Source organism: Streptomyces sp. PsTaAH-124 (assembly GCF_000373685.1).
Taxonomy (GTDB): Bacteria; Actinomycetota; Actinomycetes; order Streptomycetales; family Streptomycetaceae; genus Streptomyces; species Streptomyces andamanensis.
On record NZ_KB892171.1, the window covers coordinates 86,589 to 106,084 of the forward strand.

The window sequence follows — 19,496 nt, forward strand, 5'->3', positions numbered from 1 at the left end:
GGCCCACCCGTCCCGGACCGGCGGCCCGTCCCGCCCCGGCGCCCTTCCCCACCCGGCGACGGTCCGGGGTGCGGCACCTGTCCGGGGGACGGACGGGACGGAGCCGGACCGGGGGATGGACAATGTCCTGCCGGTCGGGAACCGTGCAGGAAGAAGACGCGACGCAGCCGGACGGCGGCCCCGACCAGGAACCGCAGCCGGGCCTACTCAAGACACGCAGGAGCAAGTGGTGATCGAAGAGACCCTCCTCGAGGCCGAGGAGAAGATGGAGAAGGCCGTCGTGGTCGCCAAGGAGGACTTCGCCGCGATCCGCACCGGCCGTGCGCACCCGGCGATGTTCAACAAGATCGTGGCCGACTACTACGGCGCGCCGACGCCGATCAACCAGCTGGCCTCGTTCTCCGTGCCGGAGCCGCGCATGGCCGTCGTGACCCCGTTCGACAAGACCGCCCTGCGCAACATCGAGCAGGCGATCCGCGACTCCGACCTGGGCGTCAACCCGAGCAACGACGGCAACATCATCCGAGTGGTGTTCCCGGACCTGACCGAGGAGCGCCGCCGCGAGTACATCAAGGTCGCCAAGGGCAAGGGCGAGGACGCCAAGGTGTCCATCCGCTCCGTGCGCCGCAAGGCCAAGGACGCCATCGACAAGCTGATCAAGGACGGCGAGGTCGGCGAGGACGAGGGCCGCCGTGCGGAGAAGGAGCTCGACGACACCACCGCGAAGTACGTCGCACAGGTGGACGAGCTGCTCAAGCACAAGGAAGCGGAGCTGCTCGAGGTCTGATGAACGACTCTTCCTGGGGAGCGCCGCGGCAAGCCGGGTACTGGGGGCCCGCCGACGGGGCACCCGGCCAGGTCCCCGTCCCGGGGGCCACCCCCGCGGGCCCCGCGTACGATGCGCCGGGCGCTCAGCACACCCGCCCCATGCCCATCGTGCCCGAGGTGCCCGCACACGGCGGAAACCAGGATGACGACCGGGGGGCCGCGCGCATGCCGGGCGGCCCCTTGTTCCGCGACGAGGCGCCGCGGCAGCAGCCGTACGACCCGTCGCAGCCGCAGCCGCAGCAGCCGTACGACGCGGTCAGGCCGCCGCAGGCACACCCGCAGCCGCACCCTCAGTCGTACGACAGGCCGCAGTCCCACCCGCAGCCGCATCCGCATCCGCAGCCGTACGAGGCGCCGCAGCCGCGGCCCTACGACATGCCGCGGACGCCGCCCGCCCACGGGTCGGCGCCGCAGAATCCGGAGCCCATGCCCGACGCCCCGCAGCCGGCGCCCGCCCCGCAGGCACCGCAGAAGAAGAGCGCGGGACGGGACCTCGGCGCGGCCATAGGCGTCGGTCTCGGACTCGGCGTGGTGATCGTCGCGTCGCTGTTCGTCGTCAAGGCCGTCTTCGTGGGCGTCATCGCGGTCGCCGTCGTGGTCGGCCTGTGGGAGCTGACCTCGCGGCTCCAGGAGCGCAAGGACATCAAGGCGCCGCTCGTGCCGCTGGCGGTCGGCGGCGCCGCGATGGTGGTCGCCGGGTACGTCCGGGACGCCGAGGGCGCCTGGGTGGCGATGGCGCTCACCGCGCTCGCCGTCCTGGTGTGGCGGATGACCCAGCCGCCGGAGGGCTACCTCAAGGACGTCACGGCGGGCGTCTTCGCCGCGTTCTACGTCCCGTTCCTGGCCACCTTCGTGGCGATGCTGCTCACCGCGCACGACGGGCCGTACCGCGTCCTGACCTTCCTGATCCTCACCGTGGTCAGCGACACCGGCGCCTACGCCGTCGGCTGGCGCTTCGGCAGGCACAAGCTCGCCCCGCGCATCAGCCCCGGCAAGACCCGCGAGGGCCTGCTCGGCGCGGTCGCCTTCGCCATGGTGGCGGGCGCGCTGTGCATGCAGTTCCTGATCGACGACGGAGCCTGGTGGCAGGGCCTGCTCCTGGGCCTCGCGGTCGCCGCCAGCGCCACCCTCGGCGACCTCGGCGAGTCCATGATCAAGCGCGACCTCGGCATCAAGGACATGGGCACCCTCCTGCCGGGCCACGGCGGCATCATGGACCGCCTCGACTCCCTCCTCCCCACCGCCCCGGTGGTCTGGCTCCTGATGGTCCTCTTCGTCGGCTCCACCTGACCCAGGTCCCCGGCCCGGCCCCCGCGCCGCCTCACAGCCCGATACGAGGCCCCTCCCCACCGGGGGAGGGGCCTCGCCCGTTCCCGCCCCCCGCTCACCTCACCGACCGGCCCACCCAAGTCGATCTGCGACACTGGTACCACCATGCCCAAGCCCGGAGAACTTGCAGTTGTCGGGCAGCAATAGGCTTCCTACCAGCGCGTTTGGCGCGGATAGGGGGCCGGGTTTTGCTCACGGGGCCGTCTCTGGGCCGTGAGGCTCGCGCGGGGCTGGGAGAAGCACCCGATCCACGGCCTTCCTCGTCCGCTCCTGGCTCGACGGCATCAGGTGCGCGTACACCCGCAGCGTCAACCCAGGGTCGGAGTGGCCCAGGTACTCGCTCACGGCCTTGATGCTCTCGCCGGCGTCCAGGAGCACCGAGGCGTAGAAGTGCCTCAGGGCGTGCATCCCGTGCTCGCGCGCGGACTGGTACTTGCCGTTTGCTCCGGGCTCCGCGATCAGGCCAGCAGCCGCGAGGGCGGGCTTCCACTCCTGGATGTTGAAGTTGCTGCGCCAGACAAGGCCACTCGCGGTGTTCGTGAAGAGCAGACGGGCTGACACCTTGGGGCCATCCGGCTTGCGCCAGGGCAACGTGATCTCGACCGGCTTGAAGGCGTCCATGTGGGCCCGCAGAGCCTCAGCCACCGACGGCGGCAACGGTACGTCCCGCTCCTTGTTGCACTTCGGAGGAGCGAACACGGCCTTTCCGCGGATGAGCTTCACCTGCCGGACCACACGAATGATGCCGCCGTCGAAGTCGAGCGCTTCCTCAGCCAGTCCCACGACCTCGCCCTGACGGAGCCCGCACCCGGCACCCAGATCCACCATGGAGCGATAGCGCTGGGGGAGTCCGGCGCGGACCGCCTGAACCTGGTCAGGTAGCCACGGCACAACACGACGCTGTTCAGCGGCCGGCGGGCGGACGGACTTTGCGGAGCAGGGGTTGCGGGGCAACAGCCCATCGTCAACCGCCGCACTGAGCACGGCCCGCACGTCGCCGTAGATGTTCCGCGCGTAGCCACCGCTCACGGCTGGGTCGTTCTCCAGCGCGCTCACCAGGCCGCGTATGTGCTCGGGGCGGAACGAATCCAGGGGCCGAGAGCCGATCAGTCGGAACGCATGCAGGCGTAACCGTTGCTCGACCACCACCTGACTGGCCGGGTCGATGTGATGAGTCTCAAGCCACTTTTCGGCGTAGCCCTTGAAGGTGATGCGAGCCGCGCGGGGGTCGATGTACTGACCGCGCGACATGTCCGACGCGATGTCGGTGAGCCACTTCTCGGCGAGGCGCTTCTGTCGGTCCGGGAAGCTCTTGGATTTCTCGGTGCCGTCGGGTCCGATGTACCGAGCCCGGTAGCGCATGCCGGCGCCGTACCGCTCCGTCTTGACCTTGACGGGCTTTCCGTCCGGCCCGGTCTCGGTCTTGTACCAGCGGTCTTGGATGTGGCCGGCCATCAGGCAGCCTGCCCGATCTGCGAGTCGACCCAAGCCCGAACGTCGCGCGGGTCGAAGCGCAGATGCCGCCCGACTCGGAAGCCGCGGGGACCGGTTTGCTTCCGGCGCCACTGGTAGACCGTCTCAACGCTGGGAAGCTCGAACATCTCGACCAGGTCCTCAGCGGTCAGGAACCGAGTCGGCAGCTCTGAGGCCATGGTCAGCACTCCCTTTCGTCGGCGAGCAGGTACGGCAGTTCTTCGCGGGCGGTTTCGCGGTTGTGCTGGATGTCGCGGCGGGTGTTGGCGGCGAGCCAGGATTCGCCGGGGGTGTGGCCGTGGCCGGCGTAGGCCCAGTGGGCGAGGGTGAGGGTGGTGGCTTCCTCGTCGTCGGGGTCGGGCAGGCCGAGGGCTTGGCGTTGTTGTGCGGCGCGGTAGTCGGCGCGGGTCTGGCGCAGGGCGCCGAGGGTGGTGGAGTAGGCGCGGGACTTGGTGGAGAAGTGGCCGCGGAAGCCGAGCATGTGCGCCCAGTCCCGTAGCTTGCGGTCCGGGTAGAGGGCGTGGAGGTCGAGGCACGCGGCGATGAGCCGGGCCGGGTGGTCGGGCACGCCGAGTATGGCCAGGGCTTCTTTGTTGCCGATGCGGCGGTCGACGGTGCCGGTGGTCTCGGCGGCTTTGGTGGCGTACTTGGCGACGTAGGAGGCGACGGCCTGTTCGGTGATCTCCGTGCCGTCGCCGAAGGCGCGGATCGGGCGTACGTCGAGCTGGGTGCCCCAGCGCAGGGTGCGTGCGGGCTGGTCGCCGGACGGGGGTAAGTCGACTGCGACGCGGGCGGCAGCGGCGTGGATGGAGTCGGTGAGCAGGCCGAGGGTGGCCCAGGCCGGTGGGGGGCTGTCGGGTCCTTCGGGGCCGTCGAAGCGGATGACGGCGTGGAAGTGGACGGCTCCGCGTTTCTGGTACTCGGCGACCTTGCCGAAGGAGACGCGGGAGGCTTCCCGGGCGGCTTTCTGGGTGAGGCCGGCGCGCTTGGCGATCTCTCGGCGGAGGTAGATCGTGAAGTAGCGCCACAGGTCGGAGGCGTGGTTGTTCCACAGCACCGCCCCCGCGTAGTCGTACTTCTCCGGATCGAGCGGAGTCCCCAGCTCGGCCGCGTCCTCGGGGTGGCGGGTGCCGCAGCGGCAGGGTCGGTTGCCGGGCCGGTTGTGGACCGGGCCGAACGAGGGGGCGGTGAGGGTGGCGAAGGCCCGCGGGTGGTCCCGGATGGTGTCGGGGGTGCCTTTGGCGGGGTCGCCGACGAGGCCGGCTCGGATGAGGTGGTAGGTGTCGCCCGCGTAGGTCCAGGCGCAGGTGGGGCAGCGGGAGGCCCGCCGGTTGCCGCACGCGAGACGCAGGACGCCGCCGGGTTCGGTGTCGGTCGAGTAGGAGTGCAGGACGTGCCCGGTGGCGCGGTCGCGGGTGACGGTGGCGCCCTGGAGGCGGATGGGGGCGGCGCAGCCGCCGGTGCGGCGGATCTGGTCCTGGATGCGGTCGAAGCCGGGGGACCCGGCCAGCCTCAGCACATCGTTGAGGGTGGCCGGGTCCAGGCCCGCCGCGAGGGCGGTGTCGGTCACGCGGCCACCTCCAGAGCGGCCGGGAGGACGGTGCGCAGGACGGCGGTGGCCAGGGGCGGGGGGACGGCGTTGCCGATCTGCTGGAACTGCTTGGTGCGGGAGCCGGCCCACGGGTAATGAGGGGGGAAGCCCTGGAGGACGGCGGCTTCCTCGACGGCTAGGCGGCGGACGGGGGTGCCGTCGTTGTCGATCCAGGAGACGTCGTTGAGGGCCTTGCCGAACAGCAGGGTCGGAGCGGGTTGGTCGAGGCGGCGCCGGGTCGCGGAGGGCCGGTTGCCGACCTTGAGCATCCACGAGCGGGCACGACCGGTGACCGCCCAGGATGGGCCGGTGGTGGGGAAGGTGCTGCCGCCGGTGGTGTGGTTCCCGCGGGTGACGATGACGCCGGGTGGGCAGCCCAGGACGTCGAGCATGGTCCGCCACGGCGGGAGCCCGTCACCGAAGAGGTCGACGGGGGTGCCGCCGTCGGCGTGTGTGGGTTCGGGCGGTAGGGCGGGGCGGGTGCGGGAGGCGATCAGGAAGGCGCGGCGGCGGGTCTGGGCCAGGCCGAAGTCGGCCGCGTTGAGGACGCCGGTCCAGGTCGAGTAGCCGACGCCGGTCAGGAGGCGGGCGGTGTGCTCGAACAGAGGCAGGACCGCGGGGACTTCTTCCAGTGCGATCCAGTCGGGTCGCAGGTCCAGGGCGTAGCGCAGGGGCTCGACGACGAGGAGGGAGCGGGAGTCGACGCAGGCCGTGCGGAGGGCGGTACGGGTGTCGCGTCCGTGGGCGAGGTCGTCCAATGCTTGGTGGCACAGGGGCAGGTCGGTGTTCCCGGCGCGCAGGCCGGCGGCGCTGAACGTCTGGCAGGGCGGGGAGCCGATCAGCCCGGACACTTTGCGCCGCAGGAGTGCGGTGGGGTGGTCGGCTACGTCGGCGCGGATGGTGGTGTGGCCGGCGGCCGTGCGGGTGGCGCAGACGGCGGGGTCGGTCTCGATGCCGGTATCGGTCAGGCAGAGGGCCCGCAGGCCCTGCGACCAGCCGCCGGGGCCGGCGAAGAGGTCGAGGACCAGCGAGGCGACAGGGTTGCTCACCGGTCGCCCTCCTTCGACGGGTGGGCGTCAAGCCAGGCTTCGGCGCACACCTTGTGGACGGGCTTGCCGGTGTCGGAGCGCAGCGGGGTGGGCTTGTCGCACAGGACGCACGGCTTGTCGCCGCTGTGGTCGAAGTGCTCGGACGAGCGCCAGTTCAGGAAGGCCACGGCGGTCACCGTCCGATGCGGGCGAGGCCGGGGGTGGGGGTGCGGTGGCCGGTGCCCTTGCAGGTGGGGCAGGTGACGGTGAGGGTGGCGCGGGTGCCGTCCGGGTGGCGGGTGCCGGTGGTGACCATGGCCGAGGCGTAGCCGTCGCAGTCGCGGCAGACGCGCATGGCGGGGGCGTGCTGGGGCATGATGAGGGTTCCCTTTCGGGTCCGTTGGATCTGATGAGGGTCCAGGCGCCGGGGCGGCGGTTCTTTGGCGAGAGAGCCGCCCCGGGGCCGTCAGCGTCGGCGGTTGCGGCGCGGGGGGTTGACCGGGGGCAGGGCGTCGTAGGTCTGCTGGCCGTGCTGGAACGAGGCGGTGTCGGCGTCGCTGCGGGCGGTGTCGGTGAACTCGCGGCCGATGCGGCGCATGGTCTTGCGGTCGCCGTGGCGGCGGGCGATGGCGAACTCGCGGCCCAGTTCGGCCATCTGCGGGTTGGCCGGGGTGGTGTCGTTGTTCTTGCGGCTGAAGATGCCCATGTCAGTGCTTCCTTTCCTGGTGGAGCAGGGAGCGGAGGACGACCGTGCACACGGCCACGGACGTGGCGGTGATGGCGACGGCCAGGAGCATGGAGACCAGGACTGCGCCGACGACCAGGACCACGGCGGTGCCGCCGCCGACGAGGGCGAGCGCGGTGCCGGGGGTGAGCTGGACCGTGGGCCGGTTCGAGACCGGCGCCAGGGCGGCCGGAGCCGGAAGCTTGGCCAGGGACGGCGGGGTGACGGCCGGGGTGTGGCCGGGCGTCGGCGCGTGTGCCGGTGCCGGGGGTGTGGTGGCGGTGTCCGGGGGCGGGTACTTCGGCGTGAACACGGGCTGTTCCCTTCTGTCAGGCGGTGCAGCGGTGGGTGCGGGCGGCGAGTTCGGCGGCGGAGCGGTCGCGGTGGTCGGTGGAGAAGCCGCAGCCGGGGGCGGTGCAGGCGGCGGTGTGCCGCCTCTGGCCGCGTCCGTTGTTGTAGGTGCCGACCTTGACCGGGCCGATCTTGATCACGTCGTAGAAGCGGTTCGGGCGCACGGGACGAACGTCCCTTCTATTCAGGCGAGTTGGAGTTGTGCGGCGATCGCTTCGCAGGTCGGGGCGGGCAGGCCGAGCCGGGCGGTCAGCGTGGCGGCGGTGATCTGCTCCCCGGTGCTGCTGCGGTGTGCGTCAGCGATCGAACGGGCGTGGTCGAGCAGCGCAGGCGGAACCGGCGGGGCGGCGGGCGGCTTGAGCGGTGCCGGGGCCAGTTCCGCCGGGGCCGGGGCCGGGGCCGCAGGGGCGGGGGCGTCGGTGCGGTCCATCTCGACTTCCGGCGCCGGTTCTTCGCCCGGTTCAGGCTCCGGGGCGACCGGGGCGGGAGCGGGCGAGTGGACGAGGAGGGTGCCGCCGAGGAAAGCGAGGGCGGGCCACCCGGCGACGAGGATGCGCAGCCAGGCAGGCACCTGGTGCAGGTCGAGGAGTCCGGCGGTGGCGACGTTCGCGCCGAGCGAGGCCGCCAACGCGATGGCGAACCAGGTCCAGGACGAGCGGTCCCGACCGGCCCGGAGGCGACGCCAGGCGGCGACCAGCAGCAGGTCGACCGAGACCGGGTAGGCCCACGCCTTCCATCCGGACTGCCCGGCCGCCGCCGCCAGGTCATGCAGATGCGCAAAGGACAGGGCCCCGGCGATCACCGCTTGGATCAGGACGGCGTCGATGCGGATCCGAGTCATCGTGGCACCTCCTTTCCGGCAGAGCGCGCCGGGCTAAGCGGTGCGGGAGATGACGACGACCGTGGCGTCGTCCCGGTAGCCGTCCTCGTCGGACCGGGCGGCGGCGACCAGGGCGTCCGCAAGTGACTGCGGGTCCTGCGCGTGCTCGCGGATCAAGGCCACCATGTCGTCCACAGGCATCTGGTCGTGGACGCCGTCACTGGTGAGGATCAGGAGCTGGTCGAGGATGCCGGCGGTGTAGACGGTCCCGATGCTGGCTCGCGCAAGGCTCGTACGGAGCCAGTTGTCGTGCTCCCGCGCGATCTCCAACGAGACGCCGTTCGCGCGGAGCTGGGCTCCGACAGTGTGGTCGTCGGTGTAGAGCTCCAGACGGGTGCCGTTCCAGCCGTAGGCGCGGGCGTCGCCGGTCCAGTTGACGACGGCAACCTCGTCGTGGGGGCGCACGCGGGCGGTGACCGCGACCGCGTCGGCCTCCTTGCCGTCGACGCCCTCGTCCGCGATCAGCTCGGAGGCGGTGAGGAGCCCGGCAAGAGGGCCCCGGCGTGCGGAAATACGGGAGGCGGTCTCGGCCAGGAGGGGCGCGGTGCGCGAGGTGTGGGGGCCGTGGCCGATGCCGTCGATGACGGCGGCGCCGACCGTGCCGTCCGACAGGACGTAGACCTTGGCGGCATCGGCGTTGTCGGCCGCAGTCCCCTCACGGGTGGCGAATCCGGTGCGGATCATTGACGCTCCTGTGTTGTGGGGTGGAGAAGTGGTTGGTGTGGGTTGTCAGGCGTCGATGGCGGTGCCGGTGCCCAGGCAGGTCAGGCAGAAGCCGGTCTGTTTGCCGACCGGGCGGCGTCTGCGCCCGACCAGGACCGTGGTGGGAACCTCGCCGCTGCCCCCGCAGTCGGAGCAGGGCACCGGCTCGGGCGCAGCCTTCTTGCGAGTGGCCATGGCCGTTTCCCCTCTCAGTCCGTGGCCGGGAACGGCTTGACCAGCGGCGGACCGGCGACCGGGGCGACGGCCGGGACGTGCGGCCGGAACGGGGCAAGGGCGGGAAGGGCGGGGACCAGGTGGGCGAACCGGCGGCAGACTGCCGTCACTTCCTCGCGGGAGGTGTGCGGGGTGCGGATCTTCGCCCAGCCCCCTGAGGAGTCGGCGGCGACCGCCGTGCCGGGGCGTTCGGCCGGGATCAGACCGGCGGCCATGACCGCGTCCGGGGCGACGTCCGCGAGGCCCATCTCGGCGGTCTGCTTGTCGTTGACCCGGTGTACGACTCGGCCGGTGAGCTGGGCGCGCAGCATGGTCGCGCCCCTGCCCAGCTCGGAGCCGAAGCGCTGGCCGCAGACTTCCAGGTATATGCCGACCGCGCGTGCCATCTGCGCGAGCCGGATCAGGGCGGTGACGATCCGCTCGCGGCGTTCCTCGTCCTTCTTGGAGGAGATCAGGAACAGTTCCGCCACCTCGTCCACCAGGACCACGACCGGCACCGGCCGTAAGCGTTCGGGCAGCTCCCACATGTCCGACACCCCGTGCCTGCTCAGCAGGTCGAAGCGCTCACCCATCTCCGTCACCAGCGCGTGCAGCAGCGCGGCGGCTTCGTCGGGGGTGGTGACCAGGGCGGACAGGCGGGGGGCGTAGGCGGACTGCTCGACGCCGCGTTTGCAGTCGATGCCGACCAGGGCCACCGGCAGCCCGGCCAGGCCCTTGATCAGGTTGCGCTGGTACACGGACTTGCCCGAGTTGTTCGCGCCCAGGGTGAGGGCCATGGGGACCTTGCGGTAGTCGCGGACGAACGCGGTCCCGTCCTCCCGAAGCGCCACCGGCACCGCCAGACCAGCAGGCCGAGCGCGGCGGGGCATCCGCACCCGGCGCAGCACGTCATAGCCGGTCATGCGCAGCTCGACGTAGCCGGGCTTGGTCTCGGCGACGGTGACCGAGTGGACGCCCCAGGCGTGCCGCAGCCGTTCCGAGGCGGCCATCAGGTCGGCGGGCTCCAGACCGGCGGGAAGCCGCAGCGTCACCCGCAGCCCCGTCGACGTCCCCCGCACCCGGCGGACCTGCGGCGGGACCGGCAGCACCTCACGGCGTGCCACGTTCCGGGCGAGGAAGGCCCGCAGCCGGGACGGCTGGACCGTCAGCCCGCACACGTCCATCGTGGACCGGTAGGTGACCGTGAACCGGCCCCACGTGACCGGCAGACCCACCAGCGACCAGTACACCCCCGGCGCCCGGACCTTCGCGTAGCCGAGACCGCCGGCGCCCGCCAGGACACCCGTCGTCTCCAGCATCACGGACAGGTCGCTCATGTCAGGCCGCCGGGGTGATCGCGACCGCACGGAACGAGATCCCGTGCCGCTTCTGCCCGTTGAACTCGTTCTCCCAGTCCCGCGCCTTCAGGCCCACGACCTTGACGGGCGTACCCGGCACGAGGTCCTCGGGGTAGCCGGTCTCCGGCACGGTCACCTGGTAGAGGTTGCCCTCACCCTCGTCCGAGACCAGCAGGCCCACCGTCGACAGCGCCAGGTTCGGGTTGTCCCGGTCCATGGCCCGCTCACCGGTCTTCTTGTTCGCCATCTTCGGCTCGGGCGCGGTCGCCACGAACACCACAGCGGTCGAAAGGTCGATCTTGAAGGACGGCATGCGTCACTCCTCAGTCGAGGGCACGCGCACCGCGCACCCAACTGGCTTGAGCCACATACTGGCTTAAGCCAGTTGAGCATGGGCGACCAACCTGGGTCAAGCGTCTGGCTTGAGCCAGTTGCTAAGGTGGTCGCATGACCCCGTCCGGCGCCCCGGCTCAACAGCCGCCCAGCAGGCGCATTGCAGAAGATCTACGCCGCCAGATCGAGACTGGAGAACTCCGCAGCGGCGCCAAACTGCCCTCTGAACGAGCGCTCGCCGAGAAGTACGGAGCAGCGCGCAACACGGCACGCGAGGCAGTCCGACTACTCGCGGAACAAGGTCTCGTCACCGCCAAACACGGCAGCGGCGTGTTCGTCCGAACGCCCCAGCGGCTGTTTCGCTTCGGCAGTGATCGCTACTCGCTGAAGAACCGGGAAACGGGGCTGACCCCCTTCCGTCTGGAGGCGAAGCGCCAGGGCAAGGTCGCAAGGATCGCGGTGCCGTCGATCATGCGAGAGAAGCCGCCGGCCGACGTCGCCGAGCGCCTGCGCGTACCGGCGGACGAGGAGAGCGTCGTACACCGCGAGAACCACTACTTCGCCGATGACGAGCCGGTACAAATCGTGTCGACGTACCTGCGATGGGACGAAGCCCAGGGGACCCTTCTCATGCAACGTAAGACCGGTAAGGACGGCATCTACGGACGGCTCGAAGACCTCGGACACGTCATGACGAGCATCCGTGACGAGATCAGCGCTCGAATGCCAACCCCGAAGGAGGCCGCAGTCTTGGGCCTGCTGCCTGGAGTGCCAGTTCTGGAAGTGCTACACACCAGCCTCGACCAGCATGGCATTCCCTTCGAGGTGTCCCGGTACGTCCACCGTGCCGACCAGACCGGATTGCTCTATGAACTCCCCGTCGAGCAGGAGATGTGACCTTGGAGCCCGTGATCATTCGCCCATTTGCTGATGATGACCTGGTCGGCACCGCAGCGGCGCTTGTTGAGGTCCACCATACGGACGGCTACCCGGTGGAGGGAGTTGAGGATCCGGGGGCTTGGATCAAGTCAGACGTTGTTCTCGCCTCGTGGGTTGCAGAGAGTAACGGCAGAATCGTGGGGCACGTGGCGGTGATGAAACCCCAGGGGGAAGCCGCCGTGAACCTGTGGATCAAGCAGAGCGGCGACAGTGAGGACCGCGTGGGGGTGCTGGCCCGGCTGTTTGTGGTTCAGCCCGCCAGGAAGCAAGCCGCCGGCCGACGCCTCATGGATTCCGCAGTCGCCTACGCTCGCGCTCATGGACTTCGCCTCGTACTCGATGTCATGACGAAGGATGCAGCCGCCATCCACCTCTACGAGCGACTCGGCTGGCGGAAGATCGGCGAGACCCTGCACCCCTTCGGCAACGGCAAGACCAGTCCGGCCGTCTGCTACGTTGCCCCAACCAACTGAGCAGCGCTGTTACAGATTTCTCTACCTCATCAAGCCGGCTGCGCTCCGCTCCGCCGGGCGCGCTCCCGGCTCCGCCGCAGGCGCCGCTCCTGCCTTCGGCCCGCTCCGCCCGCGCTGCGCCGACGCGCGCCCACAGGGGCAAGCCGGGTTGGGAGTCGATCACCGTGGAGAGCGGCCACCGGCCACAGCCAGCCTCCGGCGGGGGCGCTCAGGCTCCGAGATGGCGGGGGCGCCGTTCGCGGGTGCCAGCGAGTCAGTGGCGTGCGCGGGGTGCTCCCATCCCGCCTGCCATCGACCCAGGCGGAGCCGAGCAGACGCGGCCCATGGCGTCCAGGTCGTTCGTACAGTGGCGCGCTCCACCTGGACGCCATGAACCACGCCCGCTCCACGGTGTGTGGGCCGACGGCAGACGGGATGGGAGCTGGGGGCGGTTGAGGTACGTGGGCTTCTGTTCCGGCCGTCACTGGGTCGGGTGACAAGGAATGCTCTTCGCCTGTGAAGAAAGGGGGGCCGAGTCGCAATCGCTTGAGGTCACGTCGTACGCTGACCGTGTGTCTACCGCTGTTCGTTCGGATGAGGCGGGGCTGGCCCTCTGGACAGAGGCGCCGCGATCGGTTCCAATAGCACTTCCTCCGGACGGCTTGGTGCACGGCCGTAAGAGCAAAGGGAGAGGGGTGCAAGGCCAGTGGCCCTACACCCCTCAAGGGAAAAACTGACGCTAGATGGCGGCAACCATCAAGCGTCTCGGCTAGGCAGTACGCGCCCGGCTGAGCGTCCGGTAGGCGCACTCGCCCTTACGGCCGATGCACGGCGGAAATGTGGCCCCCGCGTCGTGCGTCGTTGTCACTCCGTACTGGTCCGTGTAGTCGCCGTTCGCCGGGACTCGCTGACCGGTCTTCCACTCTCCGTTCGGGCCGATCGGCCCGTGCCTTCGCGTCATGCGAAGGTCTCCTCTCTGTGAGTTGACTTATGAGCGTCGTTGACCTGAGTGCACGGAGGGCCGCGTCCCAAGCCGACAACGGCTCCGCTACCTGTCCGTGCGGCAGTGGCTGGTTCGAATTGCGAGTGCCGAACAGCTCGCAGCAGGGAGCCGTGTGCCTTCGCCAGGACGGCACCATTTCCGGATATGCGGGCCGACCTCACTGCATGGAGTGCGGAGCTGTGTGGGTGCCCCGGTAGCGGGACCGGACGGAGCCACTTAATGGTCCTCGCCCCCTTGGCGAAGTGGGGCCTGATCATCGGTGGGGCCGTCAGTCGGTGTCACGTCCGCTCGTAGGACCCACGAGCGGTCGGGCATACGGCCCACAAGCCCTACCTTCAGGGCCCGCTGGAAGATCATGTTGATGGCGGATTTTGGCGCCTTCCAGTCCGGGTTGACCCATCCCCGGTTCTGCCACTCTTCGGTGATCTCGGACATCCGCATCGGACGGCCGGCGTCTGTCAGGAGTTGTACGGCCCGTCGCACCGAGGCGGTTACCGCCCCCTCCGCTACGTGGCCCCGGCTGCGCTTGGCGCGGGGTTCGCTTGAACCGGCGCCGACGGAGTCGATTACACGTCCCGCGTCTCCTGGCTCAAAGATCTGCTTGAGTCCGTACACGACGGACCGCAGGTTGCGCACGCGCTCCTGTACCTCACGGAGTTCAGCCTCCGCCTCCAGGAGTTGCCGCTGCGCCACCCCCAATGCGTCCCGAAGTGCTTGGTCCTCTGCCATGATCCCGAAGGTTAGCACATCTGAACGCGACGAACGCGTGGCAATTTCTGAACGCGCAACGTGGGGCTCAGCCAAGGATTGCCTAACTTGGGCACCTCTTGACCTTGGAATGTAGCCAATCAAAGCCGCATAGCGTAGCAATCCGGGCAAATCTTTTGGACTAGCCGCATCGAACAAACGCCCCATGAGTCAACGTGAAGCTCGAAGTTCGTTGAAAGCTGTAGCTAAGCGTTCGAATTGCTGTTGATCATTGGTGTAAGACGGTTGCTTGGTGTGACGCCGTACTGTGCGAGCCGCGCACGAGGGACGGACGATCGCCGGGGCCGTCTGTGGGCCGTCCGAGGTGGATCGGCGACGACAGATGGCGACCGCCAGTGACAGGCGTCCAGGCCGTGACCCGCAGGTCACCCAAGTCGATCTGCGACACTGGTACCACCATGCCCAAGCCCGGAGAACTCACTTTCGTCGCGCCGCGCGGAGCCCAGAAGCCGCCGCGGCATCTTGCCGATCTCTCGCCCGCCGAGCGCAAGGAGGCTGTGGCCGCGATCGGTGAGAAGCCGTTCCGTGCCAAGCAGCTCTCGCAGCACTACTTCGCGCGGTACGCGCACGACCCCGAGCAGTGGACGGACATCCCGGCCGGCTCGCGGGAGAAGCTGCGCGAGGCGCTGCTGCCGGAGCTGATGACGGTCGTACGGCATCTGTCGACCGACGAGGGGACGACGCGCAAGACGCTGTGGCGGATGTTCGACGGGACGCTCGTCGAGTCGGTGCTGATGCGCTACCCGGACCGGGTGACCATGTGCATCAGCTCGCAGGCCGGGTGCGGGATGAACTGCCCGTTCTGCGCGACCGGGCAGGCCGGACTCGACCGCAATCTGTCGACCGCCGAGATCGTGCACCAGATCGTGGACGGCATGCGCGCGCTGCGCGACGGCGAGGTGCCGGGCGGACCGGCGCGGCTGTCCAACATCGTGTTCATGGGCATGGGCGAGCCGCTGGCCAACTACAAGCGGGTGATCGGCGCCATCCGTGCCCTGACCGACCCGGAGCCGGACGGGGTCGGGCTGTCGCAGCGCGGCATCACCGTGTCCACGGTCGGCCTGGTCCCGGCGATCAACCGGTTCACCGACGAGGGCCTCAAGTGCCGGCTCGCGATCTCCCTGCACGCCCCCGACGACGAGCTGCGCGACACCCTCGTGCCGGTCAACACGCGGTGGAAGGTGCGGGAGGTGCTGGACGCCGGGTTCGAGTACACCGCCCGGTCCGGGCGGCGGTTGTCCATCGAGTACGCGCTGATCCGGGACATCAACGACCAGGCGTGGCGCGGCGACCGGCTCGGCCGCCTCCTCCGGGGCAAGCCGGTGCACGTCAACCTCATCCCGCTCAACCCGACGCCGGGCTCCCAGTGGACCGCCTCGCGGCCCGAGGACGAGAAGGCGTTCGTCGAGGCGATCGCCGCGCACGGAGTGCCGGTGACGGTCCGGGACACCCGCGGCCAGGAGATCGACGGGGCGTGCGGACAGCTGGCCGCCACGGAGCGGTAGCCGAGCGGTGGCCCAGCGACAGCCGGGCGGTAGTCTGAGGGCCGTACAACACATCTTCATATTCCGACAGGGGAGCGCCACAGCGCTGAGAGTGCGGCACCGGCCGCAGACCCTCTGAACCTCGCCCAGGTCATTCTGGGTAGGAAGTTCGGTCATCACTCGAGCTGTTGCGCCCTGCCCGGCGTCCCGCGTCCCGCGCGGTCACCGGGCAGGGCCGCGTCTCTTCCTGGCCACCATCCAGGAGGAAAATCCAGTGCACCACAAGACGTTCGCCGCCGCGGCGGCCGGCCTCGGCCTCGTCGCCCTCTCCGCGTGCGGGTCCTCCGGGGGCGAGGCGGACAACTCCACGACCGTGACCGTGGTCAGCCACGACTCGTGGGCCGCGTCCAAGAGTGTCGTCGCGGACTTCGAGAAGCGCTCCGGATACAAGGTCCGCATCCTCAAGGACGGCGACGCCGGACAGGCCGTCAACAAGGCCATCCTCACCAAGGACAACCCGCAGGGCGACGTCTTCTTCGGCGTCGACAACACGCTGCTCTCCCGCGCCCTCGACAACGGCCTCTTCCAGCCGTACGAGGCGAAGGACTCCGGCACGGTCGACCGGCGCTACCGCGTCGACCAGGCCAAGCACCGCGTCACGCCCGTCGACACCGGCGACATCTGCGTCAACTACGACAAGAAGTACTTCGCCGACCACAAGCTGGCCCCGCCCGCCTCCTTCGACGACCTCCTGAAGCCGCAGTACAGGAACCTCCTGGTCACCGAGAACGCGGCGACCTCCTCGCCCGGCCTCGGCTTCCTGCTCGGCACCGCCGCCCAGTACGGCGAGAAGGGCTGGCAGGACTACTGGAAGAAGCTGAAGGACAACGGCGTCAAGGTCGTCGACGGCTGGGAGCAGGCGTACAACCAGGAGTTCTCCGGCTCCGCGGGCGGCCGGAAGGCCAAGGGCGACCGGCCGCTCGCCGTCTCCTACGCCTCCTCGCCGCCCGCCGAGGTCATCTATGCCGACCCCAGGCCGAAGACCGCGCCGACCGGCGTCGTGGACGCCACCTGCTTCCGGCAGGTCGAGTACGCCGGGCTGCTCAGCAACGCCGGGAACACCAAGGGCGGCAAGGCGTTCCTCGACTTCCTGCTCAGCAAGGAGTTCCAGCAGGACATGCCGCTGAACATGTTCGTCTACCCGGTGCGCGCGGGCGCCGCCGTGCCCGCCGACTTCACGGCGTACGGCCCGCAGGCCAAGGACCCCCGGACCATGGCCCCCGACCGCATCGCCGCCAACCGCGACCAGTGGGTCAAGACGTGGTCCTCCCTCGTAGTGAAGTAGCCCCCGCGGCAGGCCCCGCCGCGGGGGACCGGGCGCGGCGCCGCCGGGCGAACGCGGCGCGGCTCGGCCTGATGGCCGCGCCCGTCGCGTTCTTCGCGCTGTTCTTCGCCTACCCGGTGGCCGCGATCGTCCGGCGCGGCCTGTACTCCGGCGGCGCCTGGCAGTGGGGCCCGTTCGGCGAGGTGCTGGGCCGGGCCGACATCCGGCACGTGCTGTGGTTCACCACCTGGCAGGCGCTGGCCTCCACCGCGCTCACCCTGCTGATCGCCCTGCCCGGCGCCTATGTGTTCGCCCGCTACGACTTCCCGGGACGGAATGTACTGCGGGCCGTGGTCACCGTGCCGTTCGTGCTGCCCACGGTCGTCGTCGGCACCGCCTTCCTCGCCCTCGTCGGACGCGGCGGCCTCCTCGACGACCTGTGGGGGGTGCGCCTGGACACCACCGTGTGGGCGATCCTCCTCGCCCATGTCTTCTTCAACTACGCCGTCGTCGTACGGACCGTGGGCGGCCTGTGGGCCCAGCTCGACCCGCGGCAGGAGGAGGCCGCGCGGATGCTCGGCGCCTCGCCGCTGACGGCCTGGCGCAAGGTCACCCTGCCCGCCCTGGCACCCGCCGTCGCCGCCGCCGCGCTGATGGTCTTCCTGTTCACCTTCACCTCCTTCGGCGTGGTGCAGATCCTCGGCGGCCCCGGCTTCTCCACCCTCGAAGTGGAGATCTACCGGCAGACCTCGCAGATGTTCGACCTGTCCACGGCCGCCGTCCTCACCCTCGTGCAGTTCGCCGCCGTGGGCGCGATCCTCGCCGTGCACGCCTGGACCGTACGGCGCCGGGAGAGCGCGCTGCGGCTGGTGGACGCCGCCCGCACCGCCCGCCGCCCGCGCGGCGCCGGACAGTGGACGCTGCTGGCCGCCGTCCTCGCGAGCATCGCGCTGCTCGTGCTGCTGCCGCTCGCCGTGCTGGTGCAGCGCTCGCTCACCGCACCCGGCTTCGGCTACTACCGCGCGCTGACCGACCCGGACGGCGGCACCTTCCTGGTCGCGCCGCTCCACGCGGTCGGCGCCTCCCTGTCCTACGCCGCCGCCGCGACCGCCATCGCCGTCGCCGTCGGCTCCCTCGCCGCCGCCGCGCTCACCCGGCGGGACGCCGGACGCCTCGTCCGCGGCTTCGACGCACTGCTGATGGTGCCGCTCGGCGTGTCGGCGGTGACCGTGGGCTTCGGTTTCCTGATCGCCCTGGACAAGCCCCCGCTGGACCTCAGGCAGTCCTGGATCCTGGTCCCGCTCGCACAGGCCCTGGTCGGCGTGCCCTTCGTCGTACGGACCATGCTGCCGGTGCTGCGCGCGGTCGACGTACGGCTGCGTGAGGCGGCGGCCGTGCTCGGGGCGTCGCCGTGGCGGGTGTGGCGCGAGGTGGACCTCCCGCTGGTGCGGCGGGCACTGCTGATCGCCGCCGGGTTCGCCTTCGCGGTCTCCCTCGGGGAGTTCGGGGCGACCGTGTTCATCGCCCGTCCCGACAACCCGACCCTGCCGGTGGCCGTGGCCCGGCTGCTCTCCCGGCCCGGCGACCTCAACTACGGCCAGGCCATGGCCCTGTCGACGATCCTCATGGTGGTGTGCGCGGTGGCGTTGCTGGTACTGGAGAGACTGCGCGGCGGCGAGCGGACGGGGGAGTTCTGATGCTGCTCGACCTGCGCGGTGCCACCGTGCGCTTCGGCGGCCGGGCCGCCCTGGACGCCGTCGACCTGGCGGTCGCCGAGCACGAGACCGTGTGCGTGCTCGGCCCCAGCGGCAGCGGCAAGTCGACACTGCTGCGGGCGGTGGCCGGACTCCAGGCGCTGGACTCGGGGCAGGTGCTGCTCGACGGCCGCGACCAGGCGCGGGTGCCGGTGCACCGGCGCGAGGTCGGCCTGATGTTCCAGGACCACCAGCTCTTCCCGCAGCGGGACGTGGCCCAGAACGTCGCCTTCGGGCCGCGGATGCACGGCGCGACCCGGCCGGAGCAGGCCGCGCGGGTGGCCGAACTCCTCGAACTCGTCGGCCTGCCGGGCGCGGGCGCGCGTCCGGTGGCCGCCCTGTCCGGCGGCGAGCAGCAGCGCGTGGCCCTCGCCCGCGCCCTTGCGCCCCGGCCCCGGCTGCTCATGCTCGACGAACCCCTCGGCCAGCTCGACCGCTCGCTGCGCGAACGGCTCGTCGTCGAACTGCGGGAACTGTTCGGGCGGTTGGGCACCACCGTGCTCGCCGTCACCCATGACCAGGGCGAGGCGTTCGCGCTCGCCGACCGGGTGGTGGTGATGCGGGACGGCCGGATCGCCCAGTCCGGTACGCCGCTCGAGGTGTGGCAGCGTCCCGCGGACGCCTTCGTCGCCCGCTTCCTCGGCTTCGAGAACGTGATCGAGGCGAAGGTCGACGGCACGGCTGCCCTCACCCCCTGGGGCAAGGTCCCGGTCCCCGAGGACGCGCCCCAGGGCACCCGGACCCTCCTCGTACGCCCCGCCGGTGTCCGCCTCGTCCCGGCGGAGGAGGGCCTGCGCTGCACGGTGGCCGCCCGCACCTTCAAGGGCACCCATGTCGCCCTGCGCCTCCAGCCGCGCGACGCGCCGCCGCTGGAAGCCGCCTGCCCGCTGCGCGCGGCCCCCGGGACCGGGGAGGAGACGGGCGTGGCGTTCGACCCGGACGACGTGGTGGTGCTGGGCTGA

Annotated in this window: 22 protein-coding genes and 1 riboswitch; of the genes, 8 read left to right on the forward strand and 14 right to left on the reverse strand. The window is 70.6% G+C overall.

The annotated features are described in order from the left end of the window. The first annotated feature begins 229 nt into the window (after positions 1-229). Both frr and B086_RS0118745 read left to right on the forward strand, forming a co-directional pair. Positions 230-787 (forward strand): ribosome recycling factor, encoded by a 558-nt coding sequence (gene frr, locus B086_RS0118740; protein WP_018567964.1) that lies wholly within the window; start codon positions 230-232, stop codon positions 785-787. Beyond that, entirely contained in the window at positions 787-2,118 is a 1,332-nt protein-coding gene (locus tag B086_RS0118745) for a phosphatidate cytidylyltransferase (protein WP_037873690.1), read from the forward strand. The genes frr and B086_RS0118745 overlap by 1 nt, the downstream gene beginning before the upstream one ends. 231 nt (positions 2,119-2,349) lie before the next feature. On the opposite strand, the gene B086_RS0118750 is transcribed toward B086_RS0118745, so the two are convergent. From B086_RS0118750 to B086_RS0118815, 14 genes are all read right to left on the reverse strand, one after another. Further along, complete coding sequence (locus tag B086_RS0118750) at positions 2,350-3,612, reverse strand: tyrosine-type recombinase/integrase (protein ID WP_018567966.1); 1,263 nt, start codon at positions 3,610-3,612, stop codon at positions 2,350-2,352. Further along, positions 3,612-3,809 (reverse strand): helix-turn-helix transcriptional regulator, encoded by a 198-nt coding sequence (locus B086_RS0118755; RefSeq protein WP_037873691.1) that lies wholly within the window; start codon positions 3,807-3,809, stop codon positions 3,612-3,614. Before B086_RS0118755 ends, B086_RS0118750 begins: the two co-directional genes overlap by 1 nt. A 2-nt stretch (positions 3,810-3,811) precedes the next feature. Then, entirely contained in the window at positions 3,812-5,200 is a 1,389-nt protein-coding gene (gene repSA / locus B086_RS0118760; RefSeq protein WP_018567968.1) for a replication initiator protein RepSA, read from the reverse strand. Further along, positions 5,197-6,270 (reverse strand): DNA cytosine methyltransferase, encoded by a 1,074-nt coding sequence (locus B086_RS0118765; protein WP_018567969.1) that lies wholly within the window; start codon positions 6,268-6,270, stop codon positions 5,197-5,199. The genes repSA and B086_RS0118765 overlap by 4 nt, the downstream gene beginning before the upstream one ends. Further along, positions 6,267-6,437, reverse strand: coding sequence for a hypothetical protein (locus B086_RS45015; RefSeq protein WP_018567970.1), 171 nt, complete (start codon positions 6,435-6,437; stop codon positions 6,267-6,269). Before B086_RS45015 ends, B086_RS0118765 begins: the two co-directional genes overlap by 4 nt. A gap of 5 nt (positions 6,438-6,442) precedes the next feature. Continuing rightward, positions 6,443-6,625 carry a hypothetical protein gene (locus B086_RS0118775; protein ID WP_018567971.1) on the reverse strand — a complete coding sequence of 61 codons (183 nt, stop codon included), beginning with the start codon at positions 6,623-6,625 and terminating at the stop codon, positions 6,443-6,445. Positions 6,626-6,715: 90 nt separating this feature from the next. Further along, positions 6,716-6,955 carry a hypothetical protein gene (locus B086_RS0118780; protein ID WP_018567972.1) on the reverse strand — a complete coding sequence of 80 codons (240 nt, stop codon included), beginning with the start codon at positions 6,953-6,955 and terminating at the stop codon, positions 6,716-6,718. 1 nt (position 6,956) lies between these two features. Then, positions 6,957-7,286, reverse strand: a complete 330-nt coding sequence (locus B086_RS0118785) for a hypothetical protein (protein WP_018567973.1) — start codon at positions 7,284-7,286, stop codon at positions 6,957-6,959. A gap of 16 nt (positions 7,287-7,302) precedes the next feature. Next, a complete protein-coding gene (locus B086_RS0118790) occupies positions 7,303-7,488 on the reverse strand; it encodes a mobile element transfer protein (RefSeq protein WP_018567974.1) in 186 nt (61 codons plus the stop codon). A 20-nt stretch (positions 7,489-7,508) separates the two neighbouring features. Continuing rightward, positions 7,509-8,165 (reverse strand): DUF2637 domain-containing protein, encoded by a 657-nt coding sequence (locus B086_RS0118795; protein ID WP_018567975.1) that lies wholly within the window; start codon positions 8,163-8,165, stop codon positions 7,509-7,511. A gap of 33 nt (positions 8,166-8,198) precedes the next feature. Next, positions 8,199-8,888 carry a SpoIIE family protein phosphatase gene (locus B086_RS0118800; RefSeq protein ID WP_018567976.1) on the reverse strand — a complete coding sequence of 230 codons (690 nt, stop codon included), beginning with the start codon at positions 8,886-8,888 and terminating at the stop codon, positions 8,199-8,201. Between the two features lie 45 nt (positions 8,889-8,933). Further along, positions 8,934-9,101: a hypothetical protein gene (locus B086_RS45020; protein ID WP_018567977.1), complete on the reverse strand. Its 168-nt coding sequence runs from the start codon at positions 9,099-9,101 to the stop codon at positions 8,934-8,936. 14 nt (positions 9,102-9,115) lie between these two features. Continuing rightward, positions 9,116-10,456, reverse strand: coding sequence for an FtsK/SpoIIIE domain-containing protein (locus B086_RS0118810; RefSeq protein ID WP_018567978.1), 1,341 nt, complete (start codon positions 10,454-10,456; stop codon positions 9,116-9,118). Between the two features lies 1 nt (position 10,457). After that, on the reverse strand, positions 10,458-10,790 hold the full coding sequence (locus B086_RS0118815) for a hypothetical protein (protein ID WP_018567979.1): 333 nt from the start codon (positions 10,788-10,790) through the stop codon (positions 10,458-10,460). Between the two features lie 134 nt (positions 10,791-10,924). On the opposite strand from B086_RS0118815, the gene B086_RS0118820 reads away from it, so the two are divergent. The 6 genes from B086_RS0118820 to B086_RS0118850 all read left to right on the forward strand — a co-directional run bounded on the left by B086_RS0118820 (position 10,925) and on the right by B086_RS0118850 (position 19,496). Further along, a complete protein-coding gene (locus B086_RS0118820; RefSeq protein WP_026252559.1) occupies positions 10,925-11,707 on the forward strand; it encodes a GntR family transcriptional regulator in 783 nt (260 codons plus the stop codon). Then, the gene (locus B086_RS0118825) at positions 11,704-12,222 is read left to right on the forward strand and encodes a GNAT family N-acetyltransferase (protein ID WP_018567981.1); all 519 of its coding nucleotides are present in this window, start codon (positions 11,704-11,706) and stop codon (positions 12,220-12,222) included. The genes B086_RS0118820 and B086_RS0118825 overlap by 4 nt, the downstream gene beginning before the upstream one ends. A 2,148-nt stretch (positions 12,223-14,370) precedes the next feature. Next, on the forward strand, positions 14,371-15,477 hold the full coding sequence (gene rlmN, locus B086_RS0118835; protein ID WP_026252560.1) for a 23S rRNA (adenine(2503)-C(2))-methyltransferase RlmN: 1,107 nt from the start codon (positions 14,371-14,373) through the stop codon (positions 15,475-15,477). A 58-nt stretch (positions 15,478-15,535) separates the two neighbouring features. Then, positions 15,536-15,641: riboswitch (TPP riboswitch) on the forward strand. Positions 15,642-15,730: 89 nt separating this feature from the next. After that, the gene (locus B086_RS0118840) at positions 15,731-16,801 is read left to right on the forward strand and encodes a thiamine ABC transporter substrate-binding protein (RefSeq protein ID WP_018567984.1); all 1,071 of its coding nucleotides are present in this window, start codon (positions 15,731-15,733) and stop codon (positions 16,799-16,801) included. Positions 16,802-16,872: 71 nt separating this feature from the next. Continuing rightward, complete coding sequence (locus B086_RS0118845) at positions 16,873-18,477, forward strand: ABC transporter permease (protein WP_018567985.1); 1,605 nt, start codon at positions 16,873-16,875, stop codon at positions 18,475-18,477. Next, a complete protein-coding gene (locus tag B086_RS0118850) occupies positions 18,477-19,496 on the forward strand; it encodes an ABC transporter ATP-binding protein (RefSeq protein ID WP_018567986.1) in 1,020 nt (339 codons plus the stop codon). The genes B086_RS0118845 and B086_RS0118850 overlap by 1 nt, the downstream gene beginning before the upstream one ends.